Source organism: Allobosea sp. GW821-FHT03A12, assembly GCF_058986765.1.
Genome location: NZ_JBYSVZ010000007.1, coordinates 390,018 through 416,305, shown reverse-complemented (window position 1 = coordinate 416,305; position 26,288 = coordinate 390,018). Strand labels below are relative to the sequence as shown.

The window sequence follows — 26,288 nt, the reverse complement described above, 5'->3', positions numbered from 1 at the left end:
ACAGGCTGATCGGCGAATCCGTCCCTCTCTCCAAGATGGAGCCGATCGGGAGGTTGGCCGGCAGCGGCATCCGCCGCTGCCCTTCGAGTTCGAGAGGGATCGATGCCGATCGTCGCGAAGCTGGACGAATATGGAAAGGGAGCCTGGATCGCCTTCGCGGTGCTCGGCTTCATCATCTTCTGGCCGCTGGGTCTGGCGACCCTGGCCTTTCTTTTCTGGAGTGGACGCATGGGACATGGTTGCGGACCGGCTCGCTACGAGCACCGGATGAATCGCCTGCAGGACAAGATGGAGCGCCTGCGCGAACGCATGAGCGGGGCCCAGCAGTGGGGCAGCCGTGGCGGCTTCGGCGGCTGGGGCCGTGGCCCGTCTTCGAGCGGCAACCGCGCCTTCGACGAGTATCGCGACGAGACGCTGCGCCGTCTCGAGGACGAGCAGCGCGAGTTCCACGACTTCCTCGGCCGGCTGCGCATGGCCAAGGACAAGGCCGAGTTCGACGAGTTCATGAACACCCGCCGTCCGAGCACCGGCACCGATACTGTCGAAAGCGCCTGATCGCCCCTTTTTAGGAGCTATCGACCGTCGGCGGCCCGCTTCCTCACGGAGGCGGGCCGTTGGCGTTTTTCAACCGGTGCCGCGGGAGGCGGGGCCGGCTTCTTCCCGTTGGTGGTCACGAAGAAGATCACGATGGTGAGAGCGGAGGTCAGCGAAGCCAGCACCGCGGTGATCTGCGCCTTCAGGCTGTCGATCTTGGCGATGCGCCCCGTGACGATATTGTGACGCAACTGGAGCGCCGTCAGCCGTTCGCCCGCCTCCAGCACCATCGCATTCTCCATCGCCTGGATGCTCTGGACCGTCCTGGCGTCGCTATAGTCCTGATCGACGAGGGCGTCATAGGGCGCCATCCGGTTCTGCCAGTCCTGCGGGTGGACGATCGCCGCTATGCGGCGCACCGCCTGCTTGGCGTTCAGCCGGAACAGCCGGTCGAGCAGGTATTTGTACTGCATGTCGGCTTGCGAGCCGTTCAGCACCAGGAGCAGGGCGCCGCGGCCGAGCTGCAAGGTCTCGAAGCTTTTCACATGGCCGTCCAGCGCGCCGAGGTCGCGGGTGATCGCATCACGTTCCTCGGTGAAGCGGGCGCTGCGCCGGTCAAGCGAGTTCGACAGGGCGAAGGTCGCGATCGAGGAGAGGATGGCCGGCGATACGATCAGGATCGCGCTCAGGGTCGTGCGATTCCAGACGTAGCTCCGGGCATAGCTCCGGACTTGGCCCGCCAGCCATTCGCCAAACCGCATCGCCCCAACCCTCGGTCGCCGCTAGGTCGCCCGCCGACGGCCGCATGGCCGTCATAACGCGATATTAACCATGCAAGGCCTTAACCTTGACGCTGACTTAACGGGACACAAGGCCTTTGGCGCACGGGAACATCGCCGTTTGGCCCATCTTTCGCCGAATTCAGCGGCAATTGGTGTCAATGGCATATCCCCGGAGCGCAGAAACGGGCGGCGGCGCGAACCTCGCGACGCGAAGAACAGGCTGCGCGGGGCCGTACTCGGTTTCGCGTCGGCCAGAGCCGGATTCGATGGGGCCGCAACGGCCTGATCGTTATGGGCTCTAGAGAGAAAGGTGACAGGATGAACCCCGCCGTGGAGATCGCGCAGGCCGCGCCGCAGGTCGACATGTCGTTCTGGACGCTGTTCTGGCACGCTCATATCGTCGTCAAGCTGGTGATGATGGGCCTGCTGGCCGCGTCGATCTGGTGCTGGTCGATCATCATCGACAAGACCTTGCTCTATCGCCGCACGCGCCAGGACATGGATGCGTTCGAGGAGGTATTCTGGTCCGGCCGCTCGCTCGAAGAGCTCTATCGCGACCTTGCCAACCGCCCGGTCAACGACATGGCTGCCGTCTTCGTCGCGGCGATGCGCGAATGGAAGCGTTCCTTCGAGAATGGCGGTCGTTCGGTCGCCAGCCTGTCGGCCCGCATCGACAAGGTGCTCGACGTCACCATCCAGCGCGAGGCGGAACGGCTCGAATCGAAGCTGCTGGTGCTCTCGACCATCGCCTCGTCGGCGCCGTTCATCGGCCTGTTCGGCACGGTCTGGGGCATCATGACCTCGTTCACCGCGATCGCGGTCTCGAAGAATTCCTCGCTCGCCGTCGTCGCCCCCGGCATCGCAGAGGCGCTGTTCGCCACGGCGATCGGCCTGTTCGCCGCGATTCCCGCGCTGATGGCCTACAACAAGCTGCAGGCCGAGGTCGCCAAGGCGCAGAACCGGCTCGAAGCCTTCGCCGACGAATTCTCCGCGATCCTGTCGCGGCAGATCGACGAACGCCTGGCTGCGTGAGGGCTTAGACGATGGGTATGTCAGCCGCAGCCGGCGGAAAGGCCGGGGGACGTCGCGGGCGCCGTCCGCGCCGCCACGGAGCCATCGCCGAGATCAACATGACGCCGTTCATCGACGTCATGCTGGTGCTGCTGATCATCTTCATGGTCGCCGCGCCGCTGATCGCGACCGGCGTGCCGATCGACCTGCCGCAGACCGGCGCCAAGCCGATCAATGTCGATCAGAAGCCGATCACCATCGCCATCGACGAGAAGGGCCAGATCTTCCTGCAGGACCAGCCGACGCTCGAGCCCGATCTGGTGCAGAAGCTGCAGGGCCTCGCCAAGCAGGGTTTCGAGGACCGGATCTATGTGCGCGGTCACAAGCAGGTCGACTACGGCCGCGTCGCCTCGGTGATGGCGACCATCACCAGCGCCGGTTTCAAGCGCGTGGCGCTGGTCACCGAGCCGAATTCGCATTGAACGAGAAGGTGCCGTCGCGTTGATGGTTTCGCGCTCAGAGCCGGGCTTGGCGGTTTCCGCCCTGGGCCACGCGACCGTGCTGGTCGCGGGGCTGCTGGCCTTTGCCGGTGCGACGCCGCTGCCCGAGCACCAGGAGGCGATCGCCGTCGAGGTGATCGACCCTTCCGCACTGAACCAGGTCACCCGCGGCGAGCGCCAGGCCGAGAAGGTGCAGGAGCAGCCGCAGCAGCGGGCCGAGCGCCAGTCCGAGATCGTCGAGCGCAAGGAAGCGGGCGAGGCCAAGCAGGATACCCCGGCGCCGCCCTCGCGACCGGCCGAGCTCAAGGTCGCCGACGACAATGCCGCAGCACCGCTGCCGCCGGCGCGACCCAACCTGCCCAAGCCCACGCCGCCGGCCGAGCCGGTGAAGCAGCCGCAGAAGTCCGAGCAGGCGGCCGCCCGCGAGGAGCAGGAGCGCCGCGAGGAACAGGCCAAGCTCGCCGAGGAGGCCGAGCTCGAGCGCAAGGCCAAGCAGGCCGAGCAGGAGGCAAAGGCCGCCGCCAAGGCGAAGGCCGAAGCGGAGGCGCAGGCGCGCGCCGAAGCGGCCAAGGCCGCCAAGGAGAAGGCCGTGGCGGAAGCCAAGGCGAAGGCGGAGGCCGAACAGAAGGCCAAGATCGCGGCCGAGGCCAAGGCGAAGCGCGAGGCGGAAGCCAAGGCCAAGCGCGAGGCCGAGATCGCCAAGAACTTCAACCCGAACGACATCGCCAAGCTGCTGCAGTCGAAGGAGCAGGCGCAGTCCTCGGGATCAGCTGCGCCGCAGGTCAACCGCACCGCCTCGCTCGGCACGCAGACCGGCTCTGCGCAGAAGCTCTCGCCGTCGCTGCGCACGCAGCTGATGGGCATCATCCAGGAGCAGCTGCAGAAGTGCTGGAACGTGCCGATCGCGCTGCAGAGCGCGTCGAAGCCGGTGGTGCCGCAGGTCAGGATGAAGCTCAACACCGACGGTTCGTTGATCGGCCAGGCGAGCGTGACCAATTCCTCGCCGGACCCGCTCTTCCGGGTTGCGGCGGATTCGGCGCTGACAGCGACGCGCCGTTGCTCGCCGCTGCGCATTCCCGCGCAATTTGCCGCCTATTACGACGATTGGCGCGACGTCATCGTGAATTTCGACGCCAGGGACGTGTTGTGACCGCCATGGACCGCATTGATCATTCCATCCTTCGCCCGGCCGATCTGGCTGCCGGGCAGACCCGCCGGCACGCGCTTGCGCTCGCCGGTGCGGGCCTGGCGTTGCCCGCTCTGCTCACCACGTCGGCCCGGGCCGAGCTGGTGATCGACCTGCGCAAGGGCACCTTCCAGCCGATGCCGATCGCGGTCGCCGATTTCGCCGGCGAGGGCGGCGGGCTGGTCTCTGGCATCATCGCCAACAACCTGAAGCGCTGCGGCTATTTCGTGCCGATCGAGAAGGCGCGCCATCCCGAGAAGAACCCGCCCTTCGACGCGGCGCCGCAGTTCGAAGCCTGGAAGGCGGCCGGGGTGCAGGCGCTGGTGATCGGCCGGGTCTCGCGCGACGGCGGGCGGCTGCGGGCCGAGTTCCGGCTCTGGGACGTCGTTGCCGGCCAGCAGATCGACGGCCAGCAATACTTCACCGACCCGAACAATTCGCGCCGCGTCGGCCACATCATCTCCGATGCGATCTTCACCAAGATCACCGGCGTTGGCGGCTTCTTCGACACCCGCGTCGTCTTCGTCGACGAATCCGGCTCGAAGGAGGCGCGCCGCAAGCGCCTCGCCATCATGGACCAGGACGGCGCCAATGTGCGCTACCTGACCGGCGGCGAGACCTCGGTGGTGACGCCGCGCTATTCGCCGGTGGCGCAGGAAGTGACCTATATGGCGCAGCGCACCGGCGAGCAGCCGCGCGTGCATGTGCTCAACATCGAGACTGGCCAGCGCCAGGTCGTTGGCAATTTCCCTGACATGACCACGAGCCCGCGCTTCTCGCCGAACGGCGCGCGCATCGCGCTCAGCCTGCAGCAGGGCGGCAACGCCAATCTCTACGCGATCGACATCGGCTCGCGCACGACGCAGCGGCTGACCTCGACCGCGGCGATCGACACCTCGCCCTCCTATGCGCCCGACGGATCGCAGATCGTCTTCGAGAGCGATCGCGGCGGCTCGCAGCAGCTCTATGTGATGGGCGCCGGCGGCGGCGAGGGCAAGCGCATCTCCTTCGGCCAGGGCTCCTATTCGCAGCCGTCGTGGTCGCCGCGCGGCGACCTCATCGCCTTCACCCGCCAGGGCGGCGGCACCTTCGGGATCGGCGTGATGAAGCCGGACGGCTCGGGCGAGCGCATCCTGACCGAGAGTTTCCACAACGAGGCACCGAACTGGGCCCCGAACGGCCAGTACATCATGTTCTTCCGCGATCCCGGCGGGCAGTCCGGCGGGAAACTGTACATGGTCGACATCACCGGCCGGGTCGAAGTGCCGGTGCCGACGCCGTCCTTCGCCTCCGATCCAACCTGGTCGCCGCTGCTCACCTCGGCGCGCTGACGGCCGGGCCTTTCCCGGGCACGCTCACGACTCCGCGAGGGCACGAACGGCGCCACGCCTGCGACGCTTTGCGTCCCTAGCGTCGATGGCTGCGGGCCGCCTCGGGTCCGAAGGGAGCCTTGCGCGTGGTGCAGCCGACCATCGACGACGAGACTGATGCCGGGGTCGAGGGCAGGCGCTCGCGCTGGGGGCTGCGCATCGGGCTCGGCGCAGCCGTCGCCATCCTGATCGGCTATTGGCTGTCGCCCTATCTGAGCGCGACTCGCTTCGCGCTCGCGGCCAATGCGGGGGCGAGCGAGGAGATCCTCGCGCGGACCGACCTGCCGGCGTTGCGCGCCTCCTTCGCTCGGCAGATCGTCAGGACCTATCTGGCGCGCCAACCTCAAACCCGCGCGCTCGATCCGCTGGCGCGTCAGGTGGTCGGAAGCGTCGCGACCGGCTATGTCGAAGCCATCATCGCCGAGCATCTGACGCCGCAGTCGATCGCGACCCTGATCAGCGCCCGCGGCTCCGCAGCTCAGCCCGGCAGCCCGCTCGGTCGCGGCGTGGCATTGCCGAGCATGGATATCCAGGGTGCTTGGACCTTGTTCGCCAATTCCGGTTTCGATGGCCCGGCCAGTTTCGCTGTCGAGCTTCCGGCCCGAGACCAGGCGAGCGCGGACCGCTATCGCCTCCGCTTCGGGCTGGCGGGGTTGCGCTGGGTACTTCGCGCGGTCGAGCTGCCGCAGACGGCGCTCGACAAGCTCGCCGACGAATTGAGGGCTCGAACCGACCGCGGCGCCTGATGCAGGAATGCAACATCATCGAACCGTCGGTTTCCGGCCATATTTGGTTAACCATAAGCCGCAATGCCGCCACTTCGCCTTGTTTTGGCAAGGTCTCGTTTAGGTTGACACTTCATTGATGGTGGACCGCGTGACGCCGCCCGGCGCGCTCCGCGTCCGAAATTCGGAGAGAATTGACATGCTCGCCTCCTTTGCCGCCAGCGCCCGCACAGTGCGCATCGCCGCCGCCCTGATGGGCGCGCTCGCCCTCGGCGCCTGCGCCAAGGACCAGAACGCCGACGGCTTCGGCGCCGGCGGCGCCGCCACCCCCGGCAGCGCCCAGGACTTCGTCGTGAACGTCGGCGACCGCGTCTTCTTCGAGACCGACTCGACCGACCTGACCCCGACCGCGGTCGCGACCCTCGACAAGCAGTCGAGCTGGCTGCAGCGCTATCCGCGCTACACCTTCACCATCGAAGGCCATGCCGACGAGCGCGGCACCCGCGAATACAACTACTCGCTCGGCGCCCGCCGCGCCCAGACGGTCCGCGACTATCTCGCCTCGCGCGGCATCCCCGGCAACCGCATCCGCACCATCTCCTACGGCAAGGAGCGGCCGGTGGCGGTCTGCAACGACATCTCCTGCTGGTCGCAGAACCGCCGCGCCGTGACGGTGCTCGACGGCGCCGGCGGCGTCTGATCCGGACAACGCGATAAAAGCTTGACGGGGCCGGCGCTTACCGCAAGGAAAGCGCCGGCTTTTCCATATTTTGGCCGCGGTATTCGCGTGTGATAAAGTCTGTCCCCGGGGCGATGCGGTTTTGCCTGATATGAACTTTGCGACAATTTCGATTCCGAGCCTGAAACGGCTCTCGCTGCGGCATGCCCTGCTTGCCGGTTTCTCGCTGCTGGCGATCGGTGTGGTTCAGCCTGCGGCCGCGCAGGATGCGGCCGATCTCGTGGTGCGCACGAGCCGCCTCGAGAACCAGCTGCGCCAGCTCTCCGGCCAGATCGAGCAATTGCAGTTCGAGAACCGGCGCCTGACCGAGCAACTGCGCAAGATGCAGGAAGATGTCGACTTCCGCTTCTCCGAGCGCGGCGGGCAGCGTGGCGGCGCAGCCGCGGCGCCCGCACCGCAGGCGCCCCGTCCGGCAGCCCCTCAGCCGACGCCCGGTCGCGAGCGCCGCGGCGATGCCTTCGATCCCGCGGCTCAGCCCGGAGCCGCGGGCGGGCCGCGCCAGCTCGGCCAGATCATCGATGAGGAGTTCGCCGGCGATCAGGGGCAGGGGCCGATGGACCTGTCCAGCGTCGGGCGCCCGGTTCCGGATGGCGCGCTGCCGCCGGCTGCGCCGCGCGGCTCCAGCGTTGCCGCGACCGGACAGGCGGCCAGCCCGCGCGAGCTCTATGACGTCGCCTACGCCCATGTCCTGCGCAAGGAATATGAGCGCGCCGAGATGAGCTTCCGCGAGTTCCTGCAGAGCTATCCGCGCGACCGCCTGGCCGCCGACGCCACCTTCTGGCTCGGCGAGAGCTATTTCCAGCGCCGTCGCTATCGCGAGGCGGCCGAGCAGTTCCTGAAGATCTCGCGCGACTTTCCGAAAGCCGGCAAGGGCGCCGACAGCCTGCTGAAGCTCGGCATGTCCCTGAACGGGCTCGGCGCGCGCGACCAGGCCTGCGCCACCTTCGCAAAGGTCGGCGTCGATTATCCCGCCGCCTCGAATGCGGTGCGCCAGGGCGTCGAGCGCGAGCGGCAGCGCGCCCGCTGCGCTTGAGCGCGGCGCCTGCAGAACCAGCCGAATCCAAGCCGCTGACGGCGGCGGAAGCCGCCATCCTGTTCCGCCCGCTCTCGGGCGAGAATGCGCTCGTCGTGGCCGTGTCCGGCGGGCCTGACTCCATCGCTCTCCTCGCGCTTCTGGCCGAATGGACCGGACAGGGCCGCCCGCGGCTGGTGGCGGTCACCGTCGATCATGGCTTGCGCCCCGAGGCGACGCAGGAGGCGATTATGGTCGGCGGGCTCTGCACGCGGCTCGGCGTTGAGCACCGCACGCGGCGCTGGCAGGGTCCTAAGCCGCAGGCTGGCGTGCAGGAGAAGGCGCGCGCGGCGCGTTATGTGCTGTTGGCGGAAGAGGCGAGGGGCTCCGGTGCTAGCGCGATCGTCACGGCCCACACCGCCGACGACCAGGCCGAGACCCTGCTGATGCGCATGGCCGCCGGCTCCGGTCTTGCCGGGCTCGCAGGCATGGCGCCGCGCAGCGCCGTGAACGGCGTTGTCCTGGCAAGGCCATTGCTCGGGATCGAGAAACGGCGGCTCGTCGCGACCTGCGAGGTGCGAGGGCTTCCTTTCGTGCGCGATCCGTCCAATGACGATCCGCGCTTCACCCGCATCCGTTGGCGCGGATTGCTGCCGGTCTTGGCCGAGGAAGGGCTGACCGCCGGGCGCCTCGGGCAGCTTGGACATCGGCTGGCGCGCGCAGACGAAGCGCTGGACAGGCTGGCGGCCCGTGCCCTGGCGAGCGTGCCGGCCGGAGACGACAGCGGGACGCGCTGGTTCGATTTCGCGCGCCTCTGCGGGGAGCCCGAGGAGATCGTGATCCGGAGCCTGGGGCTGGCGCTCGCTGCGGCGCAGGATGGCGACGCGCGGGCCGACGCGCCGCTGCGCCTGGCCCGGCTCGAGGATTGCGCCCAGGCCCTGACCGCCGCGGCGCGTGAGGGCAGGGCGCTGCGGCGCACGCTCGGCGGCTTTCGTCTGTCGCTCGCCGGCAATGGCGTTTTGACGCTCATGCGCGAGGGCGAAAGGCGCCGGGGTGTTCACCCTGCGACGGTATAACCCGAAGAAGGGCTACGCTTCCCTTGGCAAGGGGGCATGGCGGCCCTAGATTAAGCAGCGAAAACCACAGGCTCGCGCGGCAATTCCGTCGGCGAGCGGATCGGAACCCTGATGAATCCGAACTTCCGCAATTTCGCCCTCTGGGTGGTGATCTTCCTGCTGGTTCTGGCGCTGGTCACCTTGTTCCAGAGCCCGAGCCAGCGCGCCAGCACCAATGAAATCCCCTATAGCCAGCTGATCAACGAGTCCGAGGCCGGCCGCATCGCCAATGTCGTGGTGGCGGGCCCCGAGATCACCGGCACCTTCACCGACGGCCGCAGCTTCGTCGCCTATGCGCCCTACAACGATCCGCAGCTCGTCCGGACGCTGGCGCAGAAGGGCGTGCAGGTCTCGGCCCGCGCTCCGTCCGAGGGCACGCCCTGGTTCATGGCGCTGCTGGTCAATTCGCTGCCCTTCGTGATCTTCATCGGCCTGTGGATCTTCATGTCCCGCCAGATGCAGAACGGCGCCGGCCGGGCGATGGGCTTCGGCAAGTCGAAGGCCAAGCTCCTGACCGAGGCGCATGGCCGCGTCACCTTCGAGGACGTCGCCGGCATCGACGAGGCCAAGGAAGACCTGCAGGAGATCGTCGAGTTCCTGCGCGATCCCCAGAAGTTCCAGCGCCTGGGTGGGCGGATTCCGCGCGGCGTGCTGCTGGTCGGCCCTCCCGGCACCGGCAAGACCTTGACCGCGCGCGCCGTCGCCGGCGAGGCCAACGTGCCTTTCTTCACCATCTCCGGCTCTGACTTCGTCGAGATGTTCGTCGGCGTCGGCGCCAGCCGCGTGCGCGACATGTTCGAGCAGGCCAAGAAGAACGCGCCCTGCATCATCTTCATCGACGAGATCGACGCGGTCGGCCGCCATCGCGGCGCTGGCCTCGGCGGTGGCAATGACGAGCGCGAGCAGACCCTCAACCAGCTGCTGGTCGAGATGGACGGCTTCGAGCCGAACGAGGGTGTCATCATCATCGCCGCGACCAACCGTCCGGACGTGCTCGACCCGGCGCTGCTGCGTCCCGGCCGCTTCGATCGCCAGATCGTCGTGCCGAACCCGGACGTCGCCGGCCGCGAAAAGATCCTGCGCGTGCATGTGCGCAAGGTCCCGCTCGCTCCGGATGTCGACCTCAAGATCCTGGCCCGCGGCACGCCCGGCTTCTCCGGCGCCGATCTGATGAACCTCGTCAACGAGGCCGCCCTGCTCGCCGCCCGCCGCGGCAAGCGCATGGTGACCCACCTCGAATTCGAGGACGCCAAGGACAAGGTCATGATGGGCGCCGAGCGCAAGTCGATGGCGATGTCCGAGGAGGAGAAAAAGCTGACCGCCTATCACGAGGCGGGCCACGCAATCGTCGGCCTCTATGTTCCGGCCGGCGTGCCGGTGCACAAGGCGACGATCATCCCGCGCGGCCGCGCGCTCGGAATGGTCAAGTTCCTGCCTGAGGGCGATCGCTACTCGATGAAATACAAGGAGTTCACCTCGCAGCTCGCGGTCGCCATGGGCGGGCGCGTCGCGGAGGAGATCACCTTCGGCAAGGAGAACATCACCTCCGGGGCCACCGGCGACATCCAGCAGGCGACCAAGATGGCCAAGGCCATGGTCACGCAGATGGGCTATTCCGACGAGCTCGGCATGGTCGCCTACGGAGACAACCAGGAAGAGGTCTTCCTGGGCATGTCGATGGGGCGCAGCCAGAGCCTGTCGGAGGCGACCGCGCAGAAGATCGACAGCGAGGTTCGCCGCCTGGTCAACGAGGGCTATGTCAGTGCCAAGGAGATCCTGACCAAGCACCATGACGAGTTCGTCGCGGTGGCCGAGGCGCTGCTCGAATACGAGACGCTGACCGGCGACGAGATCCGCGACCTGATCGCCGGCAAGCGCCCCGCGCGCGACGACGCCGACACGCCGCACGCCCCGCGCGGCTCGGCCGTGCCGAGCGCCGGCAAGGGCCGCAAGCGCGACGAGCCCGATGCCGGGCTGGAGCCGCAGCCGCTGGCCTGAGTGCTGGGCAAACGAGCCTCATGATGATTGAGGGCGGCCTTGCGGCCGCCCTTTCTCTTGGCGTTTCCCCGCAATCCACCGCGCAAGGGCATACCCCTGCTTGACGGATACGCTTCGACACAATTTGTGAGAAGCTGAGCGGGCGAAGAGCCTGTATGAGCTGACAAAAGCAATTGATCGGACAAGGCTCCGAGGACGATTTCATGACGCGCAAATATTTCGGCACCGATGGCATCCGCGGACGCGCCAACGGCGTGATCACGCCCGACCTCGCCATGCGTGTCGGCCAGGCCACCGGCATCGCCTTCCGCCGCGGCGAGCACCGCCACCGCGTGGTGATCGGCAAGGACACGCGCCTGTCCGGCTACATGATCGAGACCGCGCTGATCGCAGGCTTCACCTCGGTCGGCATGGACGTGCTGCAGCTCGGCCCGATGCCGACGCCGGCAGTGGCGATGCTGACGCGCTCGATGCGGGCCGATCTCGGCGTGATGATCTCCGCCTCGCACAACCCCTATGAGGACAACGGCATCAAGCTGTTCGGCCCGGACGGCTACAAGCTCAATGACGAGGTCGAGGCCGAGATCACCCGGCTGATCGATTCCGATCTCGGCAAGCAGCTCTCCTCCTCGGCCATGCTTGGCCGGGCCAAGCGCATCGACAGCGCCCATGCCCGCTATATCGAATTCGCCAAGCGCACCCTGCCGCGCAATCTCGGCCTGGACGGCCTGCGCATCGTGCTCGATTGCGCCAATGGCGCCGCCTACAAGGTCGCGCCCGAGGCGCTCTGGGAACTCGGCGCCGAGGTCATCACCATCGGCGACGAGCCGGACGGTTTCAACATCAACAAGGATGTCGGCTCGACCCGGCCGGAAGCCTTGTCGAGCAAGGTGCGCGAATTGCGCGCCGATCTCGGCATCGCGCTCGACGGCGACGCCGACCGCGTCCTGATCGTCGACGAGCACGGCCAGGTCGTCGACGGCGACCAGCTGATGGGCGTGATCGCCCGCAGTTGGCAGGAGGATGGCCGGCTCTCGGCGCCCGGGATCGTTTCCACCGTGATGTCCAATCTCGGCCTCGAGCGCTATCTGGCGGGCCTCGGCCTGTCGATGGCGCGCACCGCGGTGGGCGATCGTTATGTGCTGGAGCACATGCGGGCCAACGGCTTCAATCTCGGCGGCGAGCAGTCCGGCCACATCATCCTCTCCGATTACGGCACCACCGGCGACGGGCTGGTCGCGGCGCTGCAACTGCTCGCCGTGGTCAAGCGCCAGGAGAAGCCGGTCTCCGAGGTCTGCCATTGCTTCGAGCCGCTGCCGCAGATCCTCAAGAACGTCCGCTACAAGCAGGGCCGCCCGCTGGAGGAGAAGCCGGTGGTCAGCGCGATCAAGGCGGCCGAGCTGATGCTAGGCGAGAGCGGGCGGCTGGTGATCCGTCCCTCCGGCACCGAGCCGGTGATCCGCGTCATGGCCGAGGGCGACGACCGCGATCTCGTCCTGCGTGCGGTCGACGAGGTGGTCGAGGCCGTGACGAAGGCGGCTGCCTGAAGCGAGCATCGCCGGCTTTTTGTGCCGTCATTCCGGCGCTCCGCTTCGCTGCGGCCGGGTTGACGGAGAACTTCGGTGCGAAGCGCGTGGCTTAACCTGACAAAGTCTTCGCAGAGCTGACCTGTCAGCGTCGATGCAGTCGTTTACAGATCGCTAGGGTTAGTTTTTAGGGTTAAGTCTCGTTTAAGAAATCCGTGCCAAGGTTTCCCCATCGGTAACTCGCGCGCTCTTGAGTTCGGTCGCGCACATTCGAGGGGACCCGTCATGGGCAGCCTGAAAACTCTTGCGCTCGCAGGCGCCATGGCCGTGAGCGCGTCCGCCATCGCCAGTGCCGCGGACTTTCCGGTCGCCCAGCCCGTTCCCCCGCCGCCGCCGGAACTGCGCGGCACGATCTCGTCGGGCATCTACCTGCGTGGCGATGTCGGCGTCGGCTACCAGCAGATCGACAAATACGAGCAGTCTGACGTTCGGGCCGCTGGCGGCAGCTTCTATGGCCAGACGGATCAGACCACGGCCTTCTTCGCCGGCGCCGGCATCGGCTACCGCTTCAACAACTGGTTTCGTGTCGACGGTACCTTCGAGTATCGCGGCGGCGGTTCCATCGGCGTGAACGACCGCATCGACTACATCAATGGCTTTGGCAATCCCGGTATTCTGACCAATACCTACAAGGGCAACCTGTCGTCGATGGTCGCCCTGTTCAACGCCTATGTCGACCTCGGCACCTGGAACTGCCTGACGCCCTATATCGGCGCCGGTATCGGCGTGGCGCGCAACCGGATCACCGGGCTGACCGATCAGGGCATCAACTGGGTCGACACCACCGGCGGCATCATCCAGCCGACGCTTGGCACCGCCAGCAGCGGCACCAAGACCGGCGTCGCCTGGGCGCTGATGGCCGGTGTCGGCTACGAGGTGAACAAGAACCTGACGCTCGAAGTCGGCTATCGCTATCTCAATCTCGGCGACGCCCAGTCCGGGCCGATCCGCAACGCCTTCCTGAACGAGTCCTATGCGCCGTTGAAGGTCAAGTCGATCGACAGCCACGACATCAAGATCGGCATGCGCTGGAATTTCGGCGAGCCGGATTGCTGCGGCCCGGTCGAGCGCCCGGTCACCTACCAGCCGGCCCCGGTCGTCCGCAAATACTGACCGGCCAGACAGCCTGAAAAACAGCCGCGCGAGCCCCGCTCGCGCGGCTTTCGTTTTGGAGCAAGGCTATCTGTTGACATACTCCCATGGAGTATCCTAGCCCTATGGCATGAAGCGCCATGCCGCATAGCCCCGACGAGAAGAAGCGTGCCGTCGCGCGCCTGCGCCGCATCAAGGGCCAGGCCGAGGCGCTCGAGCGCGCGGTCGAGGCGGGCGTGGATTGCAGCGCGCTGCTGCAACAGATCGCAGCGCTCCGCGGCGCTGCCAACGGGTTGATGGCCGAGGTTCTGGAAAGCCATCTGCGCGAGACCTTCGGTCTTGCGCGAGGGGACAGGTCTGGCGGGGAAGTGGCCGGTTTCGAACCCGAAGCCGAGCTCGACGGAATTATTCGGATGCTGCGAACCTATCTGAAATAGGCGCGGGCAACGCTCATAAGGAGGATGCTGAGATGAAGACACGTGCCGCCGTGGCCTGGGAGGCCGGCAAGCCGCTGACGATCGAGACCATCGAGATCGGCGGGCCGAAGGCCGGCGAGGTGCTGGTCGAGGTGATGGCGACCGGCATCTGCCATACCGACGCCTATACGCTCTCGGGCATGGACTCCGAGGGCAAGTTCCCGGCGATCCTCGGCCACGAGGGCGCCGGCATCGTGCGCGAGGTCGGCGCGGGCGTCACCACGCTGAAGCCGGGCGACCACGTCATCCCGCTCTACACGCCGGAATGCCGCAGCTGTAAGTCCTGCCTGTCGCGCCGGACCAATCTCTGCACCTCGATCCGCGCCACGCAGGGGCAGGGGCTCATGCCCGACGGCACCTCGCGCTTCTCCTGCGATGGCGGTGAGGTTTTTCACTATATGGGCTGCTCGACCTTCGCGAATTTCACGGTCCTGCCCGAGATCGCGCTGGCCAAGGTCCGCGAGGACGCGCCCTTCGACAAGATCTGCTATATCGGCTGCGGCGTGACCACCGGCATCGGCGCGGTGATCTACACCGCCAAGGTCTGGCCCGGCGCCAACGTCGTGGTCTTCGGCCTCGGCGGCATCGGCCTCAACGTCATCCAGGGCGCCCGCATGGTCGGCGCCGACAAGATCATCGGCGTCGACATCAACCCGGCCAAGCGCGCCATGGCCGAGAAGTTCGGCATGACCGACTTCATCAACCCGGCCGAGATCGGCAACGACAAAGTGGTGCAGGCGATCGTCGACCTCACCGGCGGCGGCGCCGATTTCTCCTTCGACGCCACCGGCAACACCAATGTCATGCGCCAGGCCCTGGAGTGCTGTCATCGCGGCTGGGGCGAGTCGATCATCATCGGCGTCGCCGAGGCCGGCAAGGAGATCGCCACCCGGCCGTTCCAGCTCGTCACCGGCCGCGTCTGGAAGGGCACGGCCTTCGGCGGGGCGAGGGGCCGCACCGACGTGCCGAAGATCGTCGACTGGTACATGGAGGGGAAGATCAACATCGACGATCTGATCACCCACAAGCTCTCGCTCGACGAGATCAACCATGGCTTCGACCTGATGCATGAGGGCAAGTCGATCCGCTCGGTCGTGGTCTACTGACGCCGCGACAACGTCCTCCGGGAACGCCTGCACGCGATCTGGGTTGATCGGTGCAGGCGTTTCAATGGGGGACAGGTCATGGCAGCGAAAGCAGCAGCACTCGGAGATCGCTCCGTCTTCACCCGCCTGTCGCAGGCGACGGCGCATTGGGCCGGCAAGCCGCAGACCTTTTTCGTCGCGCTCGCCATCATCGTCGTCTGGGCGATGTCGGGTCCGTTCTTCGGCTTCAACGACACCTGGCAACTGGTGATCAACACCTCGACGACGATCGTCACCTTCCTGATGGTGTTCATCATCCAGAACAGCCAGAACCGCGACACGGCGGCGATGCAGATCAAGCTCGACGAGCTGATCAACAAGCTCGAGGGCGCGCGCGAGGAGCTGCTCGACCTCGAGGAACTCGACGAGGACAAGCTCGAGGAGATGCGGGCCGAGTTCGAGGAGCTGGCGCGCAAGGCGCGAGCCGCTCGCGAGAAGAGCAGCTCGGCTTGAGATTTTTTCAGCGAGCCTGTCGAAATCATGGCTCGTCGCGCGTCGAGGTCGCGGAAGAGGGAAATCGGTCCTTCCTCCCGTAGCGGCCGCGGGCCGTGAGGAGCCATGCCATGCAGTACATGCTGATCTTTCGTGAGCCGTCCGAAGGCGAGCATCCGCGCAACGATCCCGAGAAGGCGCAGGCCTATTATGGGGCGTGGAAGGCCTATATCGGCGCGCTCAACCAGGCCGGGATCATCGTTGGCGGCCGCGGGTTGCAGCCGCCCCAGACCGCGACGACCGTCCGTGTTCGCGACGGCCAGCGGCAGGTCCAGGACGGACCTTATCCCGACACCAAGGAACAGCTCGGCGGCTACTATGTGCTGGAGGTCGATGATCTCGACGTTGCGCTCGACTGGGCGGCGCGCAGTCCCGCGGCAAGCCAGGGCTCGGTCGAGATCAGGCCGATCCTGATCGTGCCGGAGACGGCCGAGTTTGCCTGAGCAGGGACCGGACGAAGCGCGGGCGGCAGCAGAGCACGCCGCCCGCAGCTCCTATGGACGGCTCGTCGCGACGCTGGCGCGGCAATGGCGCGACCTCGCTGCGATCGAGGATGCGCTCGCTGACGCGTTCCGGTCCGCCCTGGAGCATTGGCCGGCGACGGGCGTGCCGTCGCGGCCGGAGGCCTGGCTGCTCGCCAGTGCCCGCAATGCCCTGATCGACGGCGTCCGGCGTGGGCGTGTACGCTCCGATGCGGCGCCGACGCTGGCGCTGCTGGCCGAGGCGAACGAGTTCGCACAGGCGAGCCTGTTCCCGGACGACCGCTTGAAGCTGCTCTTCGTCTGCGCTCATCCGCAGATCGATGCCGCGGTGCGGCCGGCGCTGATGCTGCAGGCCGTGCTGGGCCTCGACGCGGCGCGGATTGCCGCGGCTTTCCTGACTTCGCCGGCTGCGCTCAGCCAGCGCCTGGTCCGGGCCAAGGCGAGAATCCGCGATGCCGGGCTCGCCTTCACCGTGCCGGAGCAGGCGGAGCTGCCGGAGCGGCTGCATTGCGTGCTGCAGGCGATCTACGCCGCCTATGGCAGCGGCTGGGAGGATGTCGCCGGCGCCGATCGCAAGCGCCAGGGCCTGACCGGTGAGGCAATCTTCCTGGCGCGGCTGGTCGTGAACCTGCTTCCGGCCGAGCCGGAGGCCCGCGGCCTGCTCGCGCTCATCCTGCATTGCGAGGCCCGCCATGCGGCGAGGCGGGATGCTCAGGGCAGATTCGTCGCGCTGTCGGAGCAGGATACCAGCCTGTGGTCGGCCGAACTGATCGCCGAGGCCGAGCGGGAACTGGCCGCCGCCTCGCGCCTGGGGCGTCTCGGCTCGTTCCAGCTGGAGGCGGCGATCCAGTCGGTCCATGCCGGCCGCGCCCGCACCGGGCGGACCGACTGGCCCGTGCTGGCGCAGCTCTATGAGGGGCTGGTGCAGCTTGCGCCGAGGCTCGGGACGCTGACCGGCCGCGCCGCTGCCTTTGCCGAAGCGTTCGGGCCGGAACGTGGGCTGGCGCTGCTGGCCGAATTGCCGGAGGCGCAGGCTGCCGGCTACCAGCCCTATTGGGCGCTGAAGGCGCATCTGCTGGTGCGAGCGGGCGAGGCTGCTGCGGCGCGGGAAGCCTATAATCGAGCCATCGGCCTTGCCGAGGATCCGGCCGTGCGCAGCTTTCTGCAGAAGGCGCAGGAGCGCTCCGGCTGCTAGCCACGCTTGGCCCAACTGGACGCTGGCAGGCATGACGCTATCCTTCCCTTGCGCGATGCGGCGCGAATCGGCCGGAGACAGACGCCATGCTGGGGGCTGGTTGGCGCAGGCTTGGTCTGGCCATGCTGGCCTGTGTCGCTGCGAGCGTTCCCGCCAGCGCTACCGAGCCGCTACTCGATGTCCAGGATGTCGCTACGCTGCGCCGCCTCGAAGCAACCGGCTATGCACTGTCCGATGTGCTTGGCGGTGGCCGAGCTGGCAGCACCGCTGATCTTGCCCGCGATAATTCGGCTTTCCGTACTCTTGCTGGCCAGGTCGGCGAAGATGTCACGGCGCTGCGCACCGAGATGCTGGCCAATGGTCGGCGGCTCTATGAGGTCACCGACGGCAATGTCGGGCGGGTGATCGACCTGCGCTGGCTGCGCTCGCCGATCGCCCGCTTCCAGCTGACGGCGATCGCCAACCGGCTCGACCGGCAGGACTTCGCCGCGCTGCTCGGCGAGAGCGGCTGTGGCGAGGTGCGCCTGATCTACCGGCTCGCCTATGCCTTCGACGATTCGAAGCTGAAGCGTCGGCTGGCCTCGCGCCTGCCGTTCACGCTCAACGCGGTGTTCAGCGTCAAGGGAAACGAGGGTGGCTCCTGCCGCGAGGCGGCGCAGGCTTGGTCGATCGCACCCGGCGGCGATCCGGTCGAGTTGGCGCGGCAGCTCGGCAGCGGACCATTGGCGAAGGAGCAGATCAGCCTCAAGCAGATCGAGCTCAACGCCCAGATCGTGCGATTCCCGTCCGGGATGGAGACGGAGTTCGGCGGGCAGGCGGCCTATCTGCAGCGCATCTTCGCGGTGTCGAAAGGCGAGGGCGGCCTGACGCTCAAGCCCAAGCCTCTGGAGAACACGCCTGATGTCGCGCGGCTGAAGAGCGATGCGGCGCTCCGGCAGGCGCTTATCGACTACGTCCGGACCAATCTCCCGGCGATCGATCGGGGCGTCTATCAGCTGCCCGAGCGCTTCCTGGCGACGAAGGCGATCTCCTATTCGACCTTCGGCAGCGCCCGGCTGGCCAATCACCCCTTCACCGAGGCCTTGCCTGCAGCTGCGCTGACGGGGCTCGATTTTCGCGCGACCCGGCTGGTGCGCAACGAGAAGGCGCTGCTGGAGCGGCTCGACAACGGCTCCTGCATGGGCTGCCATCAGGCCGGCGCCACCGCCGGTTTCCATATGTTCGGGCTCGACGACAGCTCGACCTCGGCGCTGAACCGGATCAAGACCGGCATCTCCCCGCATTTCTACGCCGAAGGTTTCCGCCGCGCCGCCTATGTCGCGGCCGTTGCCACTGGAGCAGAGCCGGAGCGCTACCGCCCGCCATCCTTCGCGCCGCCGGCGACCTGGCAGAAGGATAGGAGCTTCGCCTATCGGGCGGCCGCGCTGACCATGCCCTGCCTGACGGGCGAGAGCGCGAAGGCGTTCGGCGAGGGCTGGGGCTGCGCGGCCGGCTCGGCCTGCAAGCCGCTGGTCGAGAGCAAGGCGGTCGGCATCGAGTTCGGCCAGTGCGTCAGGCTGGACGAGGCCCGCAACTTCTCCGGCCAGCCCTGCCTGACCGGCGCGATCATCACTGCCGTCGGCAAGCCCTATCTCGATCGCTACTGCAAGACCGGGCAGTTCGGCGCCTTCGCCACCGGTTTCTCTCAAACCGCGTTCAATTGCCGGCCGGCCAAGATCGGGGTCCCCGCGGGTATGGCCTATCGCCAGTGCACGCCGGCCGACCGGACCTTCGCGGGCTTCGCCAATGGCAAGGTTCCGGACGAGATCTGCGGGCTCGCCGGCGGCAAGGCCTTCGACGATTGCGTCGCCACCAACCGTTTCGACGACTGCCTGTCGAAGGCGGTGACCCGCGGCAAGCGCGGCACCTGCAGCGCCACCAGTTTCTGCCGCGAGGACTATATGTGTCAGGCGATCCCGGACGACGTGCCGGGCGCGACCACCACGGTGAAGGACTACGGCTTCTGCTCGCCGACCTATTTCCTGTTCCAGATGCGCATCGACGGCCATCCCGATCCGCAAGCACGATGACGAAGGAGGAGATGACGCGGTGTCACGGCGGCTGGACAAATCCTGGGTGGTGTTTCGCAGCATCGAGAACGGCGAGCACGATCGCTGCGTCGACCTGTTCAGGCGGCCGGACGATAGCTTCGGCTTCGAGGAGTTCCGCCGCGATGTCGAGGATCGGGGCCGCTGGACTCCGGTGCAGTATTATTCCGGTCTGAGCTACAAGAGCGAGGCCGACGCGCTGGCTGCGGCGGCGACTGTCGTCGGTTGGCTGGACGAGGCGCTCGTGGCCAGGCCGCTGCGATAACTGGAACAGGCTTGCCGGACTTCCGGCGCGCTCATCCCGCCAGCACGAAGTCGAAGCGGCCGAGCTGACCGCCTTCGGCCGGGCGGAGAGTCATCAGCAGCTTTTGATCGAACAGGCCATCGCGGCGATTGCCGGGTTCGTCAGGGAAATAGAGCTGGGTGGTGAGCACCGGGCTTTGCGTGCTGGCACGGACCTTCACATGGAGATGGCGGGTGCGGCCGGTATAGAGCCCCGGGGCGCGGGTGATGAACTGGTAGCGGCCCTGCTGGTCGGCGAAGAGATGGCCGCGGAAACGGAAGCCGCGATTGTCATACTGGCCGGACGTATCGGCGTGCCAGAAATCGAGCAGGGCGCCGGGGAGCGGCCGGCATTGCCGGGTCAGCACGAAGCCGCTCAGCACCAGCAGCGTGCCGTCACCATCGCTGCGCAGATCGGCCCGCTGCGGCGAGGACGGCGTGAAGAAGGGGCCTTCGGTCTGGCGCGAGGTCGCGGCGGCATGGCCTTCACAGGCTGGTGTCGCCGGCAGCTCGACCTGTTGCGCCAGACTCTGGTCCGGTAAGCCAAGTGCTGCGAGCCCGGCGGCGGACAGCGCCTTTATGACAACGCTGCGGCGATCCAATCCGGCTATGCCCATAGTCCTCTCCCGGCCATGAGGGTCGCGGCCACGCATGTATCTTTATAGTGACAGTATTCCGGCGAATTTCGGATTGTCTCGGTTTCGTGATGAGCGGCGAAGATTTGCGAGATGAATTCATGCGCAATTGCATCCGGGGGGTTGTGCGCAGCGTAAGGCGATTTGCCACGCAGCGTTGACCGGAGGGTGTCGATGATCAGGACTGGATTTTTTACAGCACTTGCCTTTGCAGGATTATCCGGAGCGGCGCTCGCCGCCGATCTGCCGTCGCGGAAGGGGCCTGTTCTGGCGCCGATCGCGCCGATCTTCACCTGGACCGGCTTCTATGTCGGTGTCCATGCCGGCGCGGTCTTCACCGATAACGACATCCGGACGGAAGGCACGGCGGCAAACACCATCGCCAACGTTGCGGCCTCGCGTCGCCCGCCGAGCATCTCGACCAACGAAACCGGCTTCATCGGCGGTGCGCAGGTCGGCTATAACTACCAGATCGGCCAGATCGTGCTCGGCGCAGAAGCCGACATCTCCTATGCCGACGTCCGGACGCGCGAGTCTTTCCTTGGCACCAGCGGTGCCCTGTCGAACTTCCGGCAGGAGCTGGACTATCTCGGCACCGTGCGCGCACGGGTCGGCTATGCCTTCGATCGCGTCCTCGTCTACGGCACCGCCGGTCTCGCCTATGGCGGCGTCAAGAACAGCGCGACCTTCTTCAATGCGGCGATTCCGGGCCAGGTCGACTATGTCGGCGGACGCGACCGGGTCGAACTCGGCTGGACGGTCGGCGGCGGTGTCGAATACGCTTTCACCAACAATCTCTCGGTCAAGGCCGAGTATCTCTATTACGACCTCGGCAAGCGCAAGATCCCAGTCAACCTGACCGCGGTCGGCCCTGCCGGCGGCTCCTATGTCTCGCGCTTCGACAACACCGGCCATATCGTGCGCGCCGGCCTGAACTACCGCTTCAGCACTTTCTGATCCGAGTTACCCTCGGAGGCGGGCTTTCGCGTCGCGCGAGAGCCCGTTTCCATGGCAGGCCTTGGCCGCTGGCTGGCGCGCATCGTGATTTTTGGCAATAGTCGCGTCCGAGGGAATCGACCGGCGAAGGCGTCCCGTTAGAGCAAGCGCTGAGGGACGACATGCCGACCGATATCGAGATCGCCCGCGCGGCGACGCTTCAGCCCATCGGCGCGATCGCCGAGGTGGCCGGCATCCCTGATGCGGCGCTGCACCCCTATGGCAAATACATCGCCAAGGTCGACACCGGCGCTATTCCCGATTTCGCCGAGAAGCCGGACGGTAAGCTCATCCTCGTCACCGCGATCAGCCCGACGCCAGCTGGCGAGGGCAAGACCACGACGACGGTCGGCCTCGGCGACGGGCTGAAGCGCTTGGGCAAGCGCACCATGATCGCGCTGCGCGAACCCTCGCTCGGCCCATGCTTCGGCCAGAAGGGCGGGGCGGCCGGCGGCGGCTATGCCCAGGTCGTGCCGATGGAGCAGATCAACCTGCACTTCACCGGCGATTTCCACGCCATCACCAGCGCCCACAACCTGCTGGCGGCGATGCTGGACAACCATGTCTACTGGGGCAATGGGCTCGACCTCGACGAGCGCCATGTCGCCTGGCGGCGGGTGGTCGACATGAACGACCGGGCGCTGCGCTCGATCGTCTCCTCGCTCGGCGGCGCGACGAACGGCTTCCCGCGCGAGGACGGCTTCGACATCACCGTCGCCTCCGAGGTGATGGCGATCTTCTGCCTGGCCAAGGATCTCGCCGATCTGGAGGAGCGGCTCGGCCGCATCGTCATCGGCCGCACACGCAGCAAGCGCCCGGTCACGGCGGCCGAGCTCAATGCCCAGGGCGCGATGACGGTGCTGCTGCGCGATGCGCTGATGCCGAACCTGGTGCAGACGCTGGAGGGCACGCCCGCTTTCGTTCATGGCGGACCCTTCGCCAATATCGCCCATGGCTGTAATTCGGTGATCGCGACGCGCGCCGCGCTGAAGCTCGCCGATTACGTCGTGACCGAGGCCGGCTTCGGCGCCGATCTCGGGGCCGAGAAATTCTTCGACATCAAGTGCCGCAAGGCGGGCCTGAAGCCGGATGTCGCGGTGGTGGTCGCGACCGTGCGGGCGCTGAAGATGCATGGCGGCGTCGCCCGCGACATGCTCGGCACGGAAAACCTCAAGGCGCTGGAGGCGGGCCTGTCCAACCTTGCCCGCCATGTCGAGAACGTCAGGAAGTTCGGCGTGCCGGCGATCGTCGCGATCAACCATTTCACCAGCGATACGCCGGCCGAGCATGCGCTGATCCAGAATTTCTGCCGCAACCATCTCGGCGTCGAGGCGGTGATCTGCCGTCATTGGGCCGAAGGTGGAGCGGGCACCGAGGAGCTCGCGACCAAGGTCGCGGCGCTGACGCAGAGCGGGGAGGCCGATTTCGCGCCGCTCTATCCCGATGCGATGCCGTTGCGCCAGAAGCTCGAGACGATTGCACGCGAAATCTATGGCGCGGCCGGCATCTCGGCGGATGCCAAGGTGACGGCGCGCTTCGCCGAGCTGGAGGCGGCCGGCTACGGCAATCTGCCGGTCTGCGTGGCGAAGACGCAGTATTCTTTCTCGGCCGATCCGACGCTGCGCGGGGCGCCCTCGGGCCACACCGTGCCGGTGCGCGAGCTGCGACTTTCGGCTGGCGCCGGCTTCGTCGTCGCGATCTGCGGGGACATCATGACCATGCCCGGCCTGCCGCGGCAGCCGGCGGCGGAGCGGATCTATATCGACGCGCATGGCCAGATCGAGGGGCTGTTCTAGTCGCCCGCCACATTCGTCAACGAAGTGTAAACCATATCGCGGCCACCATGCCTCCCGCGCGATTCCGAAGCTGTCGGAGGGCGCGGGAGATGCCGACGAGATGGGTTTGCGGACCGCCTGGACCAATTCGGGCCTGAAGGCGCGCGTGCTCGTGCTCGTCCTGGCGACGCTGGTCGCGATCGCCGTACCGTCCTCCGGCATCTTCCTCTGGATGGTCAACGGCACGGTGGTGAAGCTCGGCACGCTCTTCGCCGAGAAGCAGATCCTGTTCGATCGCTATCGCGGGCTGGAGGCGCTGATGCGCGAGGTCTCGCTGGCCGAGACGGTGGCGCGCGCCCCGGTGATCGTCGAATGGGCGCAGGACGAGACCGATCCGGAGAAGGCCAAACGCGGCCTCGCCGAACTCGAGCACTACCGGCTCTCCTTCACCGACCGCAGCTATTTCGCCGTCGTCGACAAGAGCGGCCACTATTATTTCAACGACAAGGACAACACCTACGAGCGCAACCGGCTGCGCTACACGGTCTCGCCGGACGCTCCCCAGGACGTCTGGTATTTCAAGACCCGCGCGCTCGGCAAAGGCTGCCATCTCAACGTCAATCGCGACGAGGTGCTGTCGGTCACCAAGGTCTGGATCAACTGCATCATCCAGAAGGACGGCAAGGTACTCGGCCTGATCGGCACCGGCGTCGACCTGACCCAGTTCATCAAGGAGGTCGTCGAGTTCCCGCAGACCGGCGTGCAGAGCATGTTCGTCGACCTGCAGGGCGCGGTGCAGGCGCATCGCGATCCGCGCGTCGTCGACTTCCACAGCCTGACCAAGGACGCTACGGCGAAGAAGACGATCTTCCGCCTGCTCGACGAGGAGGGCGACCGCAAGGCGCTCGCCGAGATGATGCAGCGCGTCGCCAAGGGCGAGGCGCTGGTGCTCTCCCGCTTCATGCAGATGGACGGGCACGAGGTGCTGGTCGGCGTCGGCTTCCTCGACCGGCTCGGCTGGTTCAACGTCACCGTGATGGATGTCGACGCCATCATCGACCGCAAGCTGTTCGCGCCGATCGCCGGGCTGATGGTGGCGATCCTCGTTGCCGTGGCCGGGCTGATGACCTTCCTGTTCAAGCGCAAGGTGCTCGACCGGCTGGCATGGGTCGAGCAGGGCGTCACCAGAGTCCGCTCCGGCGACTTCACCGCCGTCGCCAAGGAAGACGGCAATGACGAGATCGCCCGGCTGTCGCGCGCCTTCAACGAGATGGCGCAGGCGGTCGGCGACAATACCGGCCGGCTCGAGGCGATGGTGCGCGAGCGGACGCAGAAGCTCGAAGAGCTGGCGCAGCACGATCCGCTGACCTCGGTTTTGAACCGGCGCGGCTTCGAGGAGGCCTTTGCACGCGAGCAGAACCGGGCGCAGCGCAACGGCACGGCCTGTGGCCTGATCATCGTCGACCTCGACCGTTTCAAGCTGGTCAATGACGACTATGGCCACCGGGCCGGCGACGAGGTGCTGGTCGCCTGCGTGCGCCGGATGCTCCCCGCCCTGCGCAGCTATGATGCCTGCGCCCGCTGGGGCGGCGACGAGTTCATCCTGCTGATCAGCGATTGCACGGCGCAATCGCTGGCGCTGATCGCGACCAAGATCGCGGCGCTGTTGCGCGAGGCCCCGATCGTGCTCAGCGATGGCCGGGCGGTGCCGATGACGGCGAGCCTGGGGGCGGCCATGGCACTGTCTGAGGACAGCCTGACCGATGCCGCCGCCCGAGCCGATGCGGGGCTCTACCGCGTCAAGCATGGTGGCCGCGACGGCGTCGCCGTCGACGAGTCGGGTGCGATGTTGCGGCAGGTTGGGTAGGCGTCATTCTCGGGCGGAGCGAAGCGCGGGCCCGAGAATCTCATGACGAGAAGGTGCTGACGGGAGCCCCCTCCGGTCTGAGATGCTCGGGGCGAGCCCGAGCATGACGCGGTTCCTCAGAAGGTCAGCTGCACCTTCATCGCCTTCGACTTGTCGGCGGCGAGGTCGAAGGCTTCGACAGCACGCTCGATCGGGATCGAGGCGGTGAGCAGCGGCGAGAGGTCGATGCGGCCGGATGCGATCAATTCGACCGCCCAGTCGAATTCCTCGTGGAAGCGGAAGGAGCCGCGCAGGTCGAATTCCTTAGCGACGACGACGTTCATCGGAATGGTGAAATTTCCGCCGACGCCGATCTGGACGATCACCGCGCCTGGCCGCAGCGCATCGAATGCGCCGGTCAGTGCGTGCTGGTTGCCCGAGCACTCGAACATCACGTCGAAGGCGCCCTTTTCCGCCCCGTAATCGGCCTTCAGCCGTTCAGGCTCGGCCATGACGTTGATCGCGGTCGTCGCGCCCATCTTCAGGGCGGTCGGCAGCGGGCCGTCTACGACGTCGGTGACGACGATCTCGCTGGCACCGGCGGCGCGGGCGGCGACCACGGTCAGCACGCCGATCGGGCCGGAGCCGGTGACGAGGACACGCTTGCCCAGCAGCGCGCCGGCGCGCTTGACCGCATGCAGGCAGACGGCGAGCGGTTCGGCGAAGGCGGCTTGAGCCGCGCCGACATGGGCCGGCAGCTTCACCGCCTGGCGCTCCTCGATCACCAGAATCTCGCGGAAGCCGCCCTGGACATGGGGGAAGCGCATGGCGCTGCCATAGAACAGCATGTCCAAGCAGTGCTGCTGCTGGCCGGCTTGGCAATAGCGGCAGCGCCCGCAGGCCCGGCTCGGATTGACCGCGACGAGATCGCCCGGCTTGACGCGGCTGACCTCGGTGCCGACCGCCTCGACGATGCCGGCGATCTCGTGACCGAGGATCAGCGGCTCGCGCACGCGGATCGTGCCGAAACCGCCATGGAGGTAGTAGTGGAGATCGGAGCCGCAGATGCCGCCGGCCTTGATCGCGACCTTGACGCCGAGCGGGCCGAGCTCCGGCACCGCTGCATCCTCGACCCGCAGGTCCTTCTCGGCATGGATCACGACGGCGCGCATGGCGGAACTCCTGATAGGGCGGCAGCCATGCGGCTGCGGCACGTCTGGCCGGTTG

25 protein-coding genes are annotated in these 26,288 nt (G+C 67.1%); 22 read left to right on the top strand and 3 right to left on the bottom strand.

The genetic code is table 11. The features are described from left to right. Window positions 1-102 precede the first annotated feature (102 nt). On the top strand, window positions 103-555 hold the full coding sequence (locus AC3WLC_RS27290; RefSeq protein ID WP_493687026.1) for a DUF2852 domain-containing protein: 453 nt from the start codon (window positions 103-105) through the stop codon (window positions 553-555). Window positions 556-572: 17 nt separating this feature from the next. Here the strand turns inward: AC3WLC_RS27290 and AC3WLC_RS27285 are convergent, their stop codons facing one another. Then, window positions 573-1,295 (bottom strand): hypothetical protein, encoded by a 723-nt coding sequence (locus AC3WLC_RS27285; RefSeq protein ID WP_493687024.1) that lies wholly within the window; start codon window positions 1,293-1,295, stop codon window positions 573-575. 339 nt (window positions 1,296-1,634) lie between these two features. Between AC3WLC_RS27285 and tolQ the strand changes: the two genes are divergently transcribed. From tolQ to AC3WLC_RS27195, 18 genes are all read left to right on the top strand, one after another. Then, the gene (tolQ, locus tag AC3WLC_RS27280) at window positions 1,635-2,348 is read left to right on the top strand and encodes a protein TolQ (protein WP_291674194.1); all 714 of its coding nucleotides are present in this window, start codon (window positions 1,635-1,637) and stop codon (window positions 2,346-2,348) included. An 11-nt stretch (window positions 2,349-2,359) separates the two neighbouring features. Then, window positions 2,360-2,809 carry a protein TolR gene (gene tolR / locus AC3WLC_RS27275; RefSeq protein ID WP_152012241.1) on the top strand — a complete coding sequence of 150 codons (450 nt, stop codon included), beginning with the start codon at window positions 2,360-2,362 and terminating at the stop codon, window positions 2,807-2,809. A 46-nt stretch (window positions 2,810-2,855) separates the two neighbouring features. Continuing rightward, complete coding sequence (gene tolA, locus AC3WLC_RS27270) at window positions 2,856-3,977, top strand: cell envelope integrity protein TolA (protein ID WP_493687023.1); 1,122 nt, start codon at window positions 2,856-2,858, stop codon at window positions 3,975-3,977. Window positions 3,978-3,982: 5 nt separating this feature from the next. Further along, a complete protein-coding gene (tolB, locus tag AC3WLC_RS27265) occupies window positions 3,983-5,344 on the top strand; it encodes a Tol-Pal system beta propeller repeat protein TolB (RefSeq protein WP_493687022.1) in 1,362 nt (453 codons plus the stop codon). Between the two features lie 125 nt (window positions 5,345-5,469). Then, window positions 5,470-6,129 (top strand): DUF2939 domain-containing protein, encoded by a 660-nt coding sequence (locus AC3WLC_RS27260; RefSeq protein ID WP_493687021.1) that lies wholly within the window; start codon window positions 5,470-5,472, stop codon window positions 6,127-6,129. A 178-nt stretch (window positions 6,130-6,307) separates the two neighbouring features. After that, the gene (gene pal, locus AC3WLC_RS27255) at window positions 6,308-6,808 is read left to right on the top strand and encodes a peptidoglycan-associated lipoprotein Pal (protein WP_346359982.1); all 501 of its coding nucleotides are present in this window, start codon (window positions 6,308-6,310) and stop codon (window positions 6,806-6,808) included. A 130-nt stretch (window positions 6,809-6,938) separates the two neighbouring features. Then, the gene (gene ybgF / locus AC3WLC_RS27250) at window positions 6,939-7,880 is read left to right on the top strand and encodes a tol-pal system protein YbgF (protein WP_493687020.1); all 942 of its coding nucleotides are present in this window, start codon (window positions 6,939-6,941) and stop codon (window positions 7,878-7,880) included. After that, window positions 7,877-8,935 carry a tRNA lysidine(34) synthetase TilS gene (gene tilS, locus AC3WLC_RS27245; RefSeq protein ID WP_493687019.1) on the top strand — a complete coding sequence of 353 codons (1,059 nt, stop codon included), beginning with the start codon at window positions 7,877-7,879 and terminating at the stop codon, window positions 8,933-8,935. The genes ybgF and tilS overlap by 4 nt, the downstream gene beginning before the upstream one ends. 111 nt (window positions 8,936-9,046) lie before the next feature. Continuing rightward, window positions 9,047-10,972, top strand: coding sequence for an ATP-dependent zinc metalloprotease FtsH (ftsH, locus tag AC3WLC_RS27240; RefSeq protein WP_493687018.1), 1,926 nt, complete (start codon window positions 9,047-9,049; stop codon window positions 10,970-10,972). Window positions 10,973-11,175: 203 nt separating this feature from the next. Continuing rightward, window positions 11,176-12,519 carry a phosphoglucosamine mutase gene (gene glmM / locus AC3WLC_RS27235; protein ID WP_493687017.1) on the top strand — a complete coding sequence of 448 codons (1,344 nt, stop codon included), beginning with the start codon at window positions 11,176-11,178 and terminating at the stop codon, window positions 12,517-12,519. A gap of 306 nt (window positions 12,520-12,825) precedes the next feature. Continuing rightward, entirely contained in the window at window positions 12,826-13,671 is an 846-nt protein-coding gene (locus tag AC3WLC_RS27230) for an outer membrane protein (protein WP_493687016.1), read from the top strand. A 119-nt stretch (window positions 13,672-13,790) separates the two neighbouring features. Beyond that, window positions 13,791-14,087, top strand: a complete 297-nt coding sequence (locus tag AC3WLC_RS27225; RefSeq protein WP_493687015.1) for a metal/formaldehyde-sensitive transcriptional repressor — start codon at window positions 13,791-13,793, stop codon at window positions 14,085-14,087. 32 nt (window positions 14,088-14,119) lie between these two features. Continuing rightward, a complete protein-coding gene (locus AC3WLC_RS27220; protein WP_377008800.1) occupies window positions 14,120-15,232 on the top strand; it encodes an S-(hydroxymethyl)glutathione dehydrogenase/class III alcohol dehydrogenase in 1,113 nt (370 codons plus the stop codon). A gap of 78 nt (window positions 15,233-15,310) precedes the next feature. Next, window positions 15,311-15,724 carry a low affinity iron permease family protein gene (locus AC3WLC_RS27215; protein ID WP_493687014.1) on the top strand — a complete coding sequence of 138 codons (414 nt, stop codon included), beginning with the start codon at window positions 15,311-15,313 and terminating at the stop codon, window positions 15,722-15,724. A gap of 110 nt (window positions 15,725-15,834) precedes the next feature. Beyond that, window positions 15,835-16,206, top strand: coding sequence for a YciI family protein (locus tag AC3WLC_RS27210; RefSeq protein WP_493687013.1), 372 nt, complete (start codon window positions 15,835-15,837; stop codon window positions 16,204-16,206). After that, window positions 16,199-17,440 carry an RNA polymerase sigma factor gene (locus tag AC3WLC_RS27205; protein WP_493687012.1) on the top strand — a complete coding sequence of 414 codons (1,242 nt, stop codon included), beginning with the start codon at window positions 16,199-16,201 and terminating at the stop codon, window positions 17,438-17,440. The genes AC3WLC_RS27210 and AC3WLC_RS27205 overlap by 8 nt, the downstream gene beginning before the upstream one ends. 86 nt (window positions 17,441-17,526) lie before the next feature. Next, on the top strand, window positions 17,527-19,509 hold the full coding sequence (locus AC3WLC_RS27200; RefSeq protein ID WP_493687011.1) for a hypothetical protein: 1,983 nt from the start codon (window positions 17,527-17,529) through the stop codon (window positions 19,507-19,509). Between the two features lie 19 nt (window positions 19,510-19,528). Continuing rightward, entirely contained in the window at window positions 19,529-19,792 is a 264-nt protein-coding gene (locus AC3WLC_RS27195) for a hypothetical protein (protein WP_493687010.1), read from the top strand. 31 nt (window positions 19,793-19,823) lie between these two features. Here the strand turns inward: AC3WLC_RS27195 and AC3WLC_RS27190 are convergent, their stop codons facing one another. Next, a complete protein-coding gene (locus AC3WLC_RS27190) occupies window positions 19,824-20,426 on the bottom strand; it encodes a dioxygenase family protein (RefSeq protein WP_493687009.1) in 603 nt (200 codons plus the stop codon). Between the two features lie 192 nt (window positions 20,427-20,618). On the opposite strand from AC3WLC_RS27190, the gene AC3WLC_RS27185 reads away from it, so the two are divergent. The 3 genes from AC3WLC_RS27185 to AC3WLC_RS27175 all read left to right on the top strand — a co-directional run bounded on the left by AC3WLC_RS27185 (window position 20,619) and on the right by AC3WLC_RS27175 (window position 25,082). Continuing rightward, window positions 20,619-21,401, top strand: coding sequence for an outer membrane protein (locus AC3WLC_RS27185; protein WP_493687008.1), 783 nt, complete (start codon window positions 20,619-20,621; stop codon window positions 21,399-21,401). A gap of 161 nt (window positions 21,402-21,562) precedes the next feature. Continuing rightward, window positions 21,563-23,236, top strand: coding sequence for a formate--tetrahydrofolate ligase (locus tag AC3WLC_RS27180; protein ID WP_493687007.1), 1,674 nt, complete (start codon window positions 21,563-21,565; stop codon window positions 23,234-23,236). Between the two features lie 100 nt (window positions 23,237-23,336). Next, a complete protein-coding gene (locus AC3WLC_RS27175) occupies window positions 23,337-25,082 on the top strand; it encodes a sensor domain-containing diguanylate cyclase (protein ID WP_493687006.1) in 1,746 nt (581 codons plus the stop codon). A gap of 116 nt (window positions 25,083-25,198) precedes the next feature. Here AC3WLC_RS27175 and AC3WLC_RS27170 read toward each other — a convergent pair whose 3' ends face one another. Next, on the bottom strand, window positions 25,199-26,233 hold the full coding sequence (locus tag AC3WLC_RS27170; protein ID WP_493687005.1) for an L-idonate 5-dehydrogenase: 1,035 nt from the start codon (window positions 26,231-26,233) through the stop codon (window positions 25,199-25,201). Window positions 26,234-26,288: the final 55 nt, after the last annotated feature.

Bases quoted from the DNA above. Each gene is read 5' to 3' on its own strand.
- AC3WLC_RS27225 (WP_493687015.1), top strand. From the start codon at position 13,791: ATGCCGCATAGCCCCGACGAGAAGAAGCGTGCCGTCGCGCGCCTGCGC.
- AC3WLC_RS27190 (WP_493687009.1), bottom strand. From the start codon at position 20,426: ATGGGCATAGCCGGATTGGATCGCCGCAGCGTTGTCATAAAGGCGCTG.
- tolB (WP_493687022.1), top strand. From the start codon at position 3,983: ATGGACCGCATTGATCATTCCATCCTTCGCCCGGCCGATCTGGCTGCC.
- pal (WP_346359982.1), top strand. From the start codon at position 6,308: ATGCTCGCCTCCTTTGCCGCCAGCGCCCGCACAGTGCGCATCGCCGCC.
- AC3WLC_RS27220 (WP_377008800.1), top strand. From the start codon at position 14,120: ATGAAGACACGTGCCGCCGTGGCCTGGGAGGCCGGCAAGCCGCTGACG.
- ftsH (WP_493687018.1), top strand. From the start codon at position 9,047: ATGAATCCGAACTTCCGCAATTTCGCCCTCTGGGTGGTGATCTTCCTG.
- AC3WLC_RS27200 (WP_493687011.1), top strand. From the start codon at position 17,527: ATGCTGGGGGCTGGTTGGCGCAGGCTTGGTCTGGCCATGCTGGCCTGT.
- AC3WLC_RS27285 (WP_493687024.1), bottom strand. From the start codon at position 1,295: ATGCGGTTTGGCGAATGGCTGGCGGGCCAAGTCCGGAGCTATGCCCGG.
- ybgF (WP_493687020.1), top strand. From the start codon at position 6,939: ATGAACTTTGCGACAATTTCGATTCCGAGCCTGAAACGGCTCTCGCTG.
- glmM (WP_493687017.1), top strand. From the start codon at position 11,176: ATGACGCGCAAATATTTCGGCACCGATGGCATCCGCGGACGCGCCAAC.
- AC3WLC_RS27170 (WP_493687005.1), bottom strand. From the start codon at position 26,233: ATGCGCGCCGTCGTGATCCATGCCGAGAAGGACCTGCGGGTCGAGGAT.
- tolR (WP_152012241.1), top strand. From the start codon at position 2,360: ATGGGTATGTCAGCCGCAGCCGGCGGAAAGGCCGGGGGACGTCGCGGG.
- AC3WLC_RS27210 (WP_493687013.1), top strand. From the start codon at position 15,835: ATGCAGTACATGCTGATCTTTCGTGAGCCGTCCGAAGGCGAGCATCCG.
- tolQ (WP_291674194.1), top strand. From the start codon at position 1,635: ATGAACCCCGCCGTGGAGATCGCGCAGGCCGCGCCGCAGGTCGACATG.
- AC3WLC_RS27185 (WP_493687008.1), top strand. From the start codon at position 20,619: ATGATCAGGACTGGATTTTTTACAGCACTTGCCTTTGCAGGATTATCC.
- AC3WLC_RS27290 (WP_493687026.1), top strand. From the start codon at position 103: ATGCCGATCGTCGCGAAGCTGGACGAATATGGAAAGGGAGCCTGGATC.
- AC3WLC_RS27215 (WP_493687014.1), top strand. From the start codon at position 15,311: ATGGCAGCGAAAGCAGCAGCACTCGGAGATCGCTCCGTCTTCACCCGC.
- AC3WLC_RS27180 (WP_493687007.1), top strand. From the start codon at position 21,563: ATGCCGACCGATATCGAGATCGCCCGCGCGGCGACGCTTCAGCCCATC.
- AC3WLC_RS27175 (WP_493687006.1), top strand. From the start codon at position 23,337: ATGGGTTTGCGGACCGCCTGGACCAATTCGGGCCTGAAGGCGCGCGTG.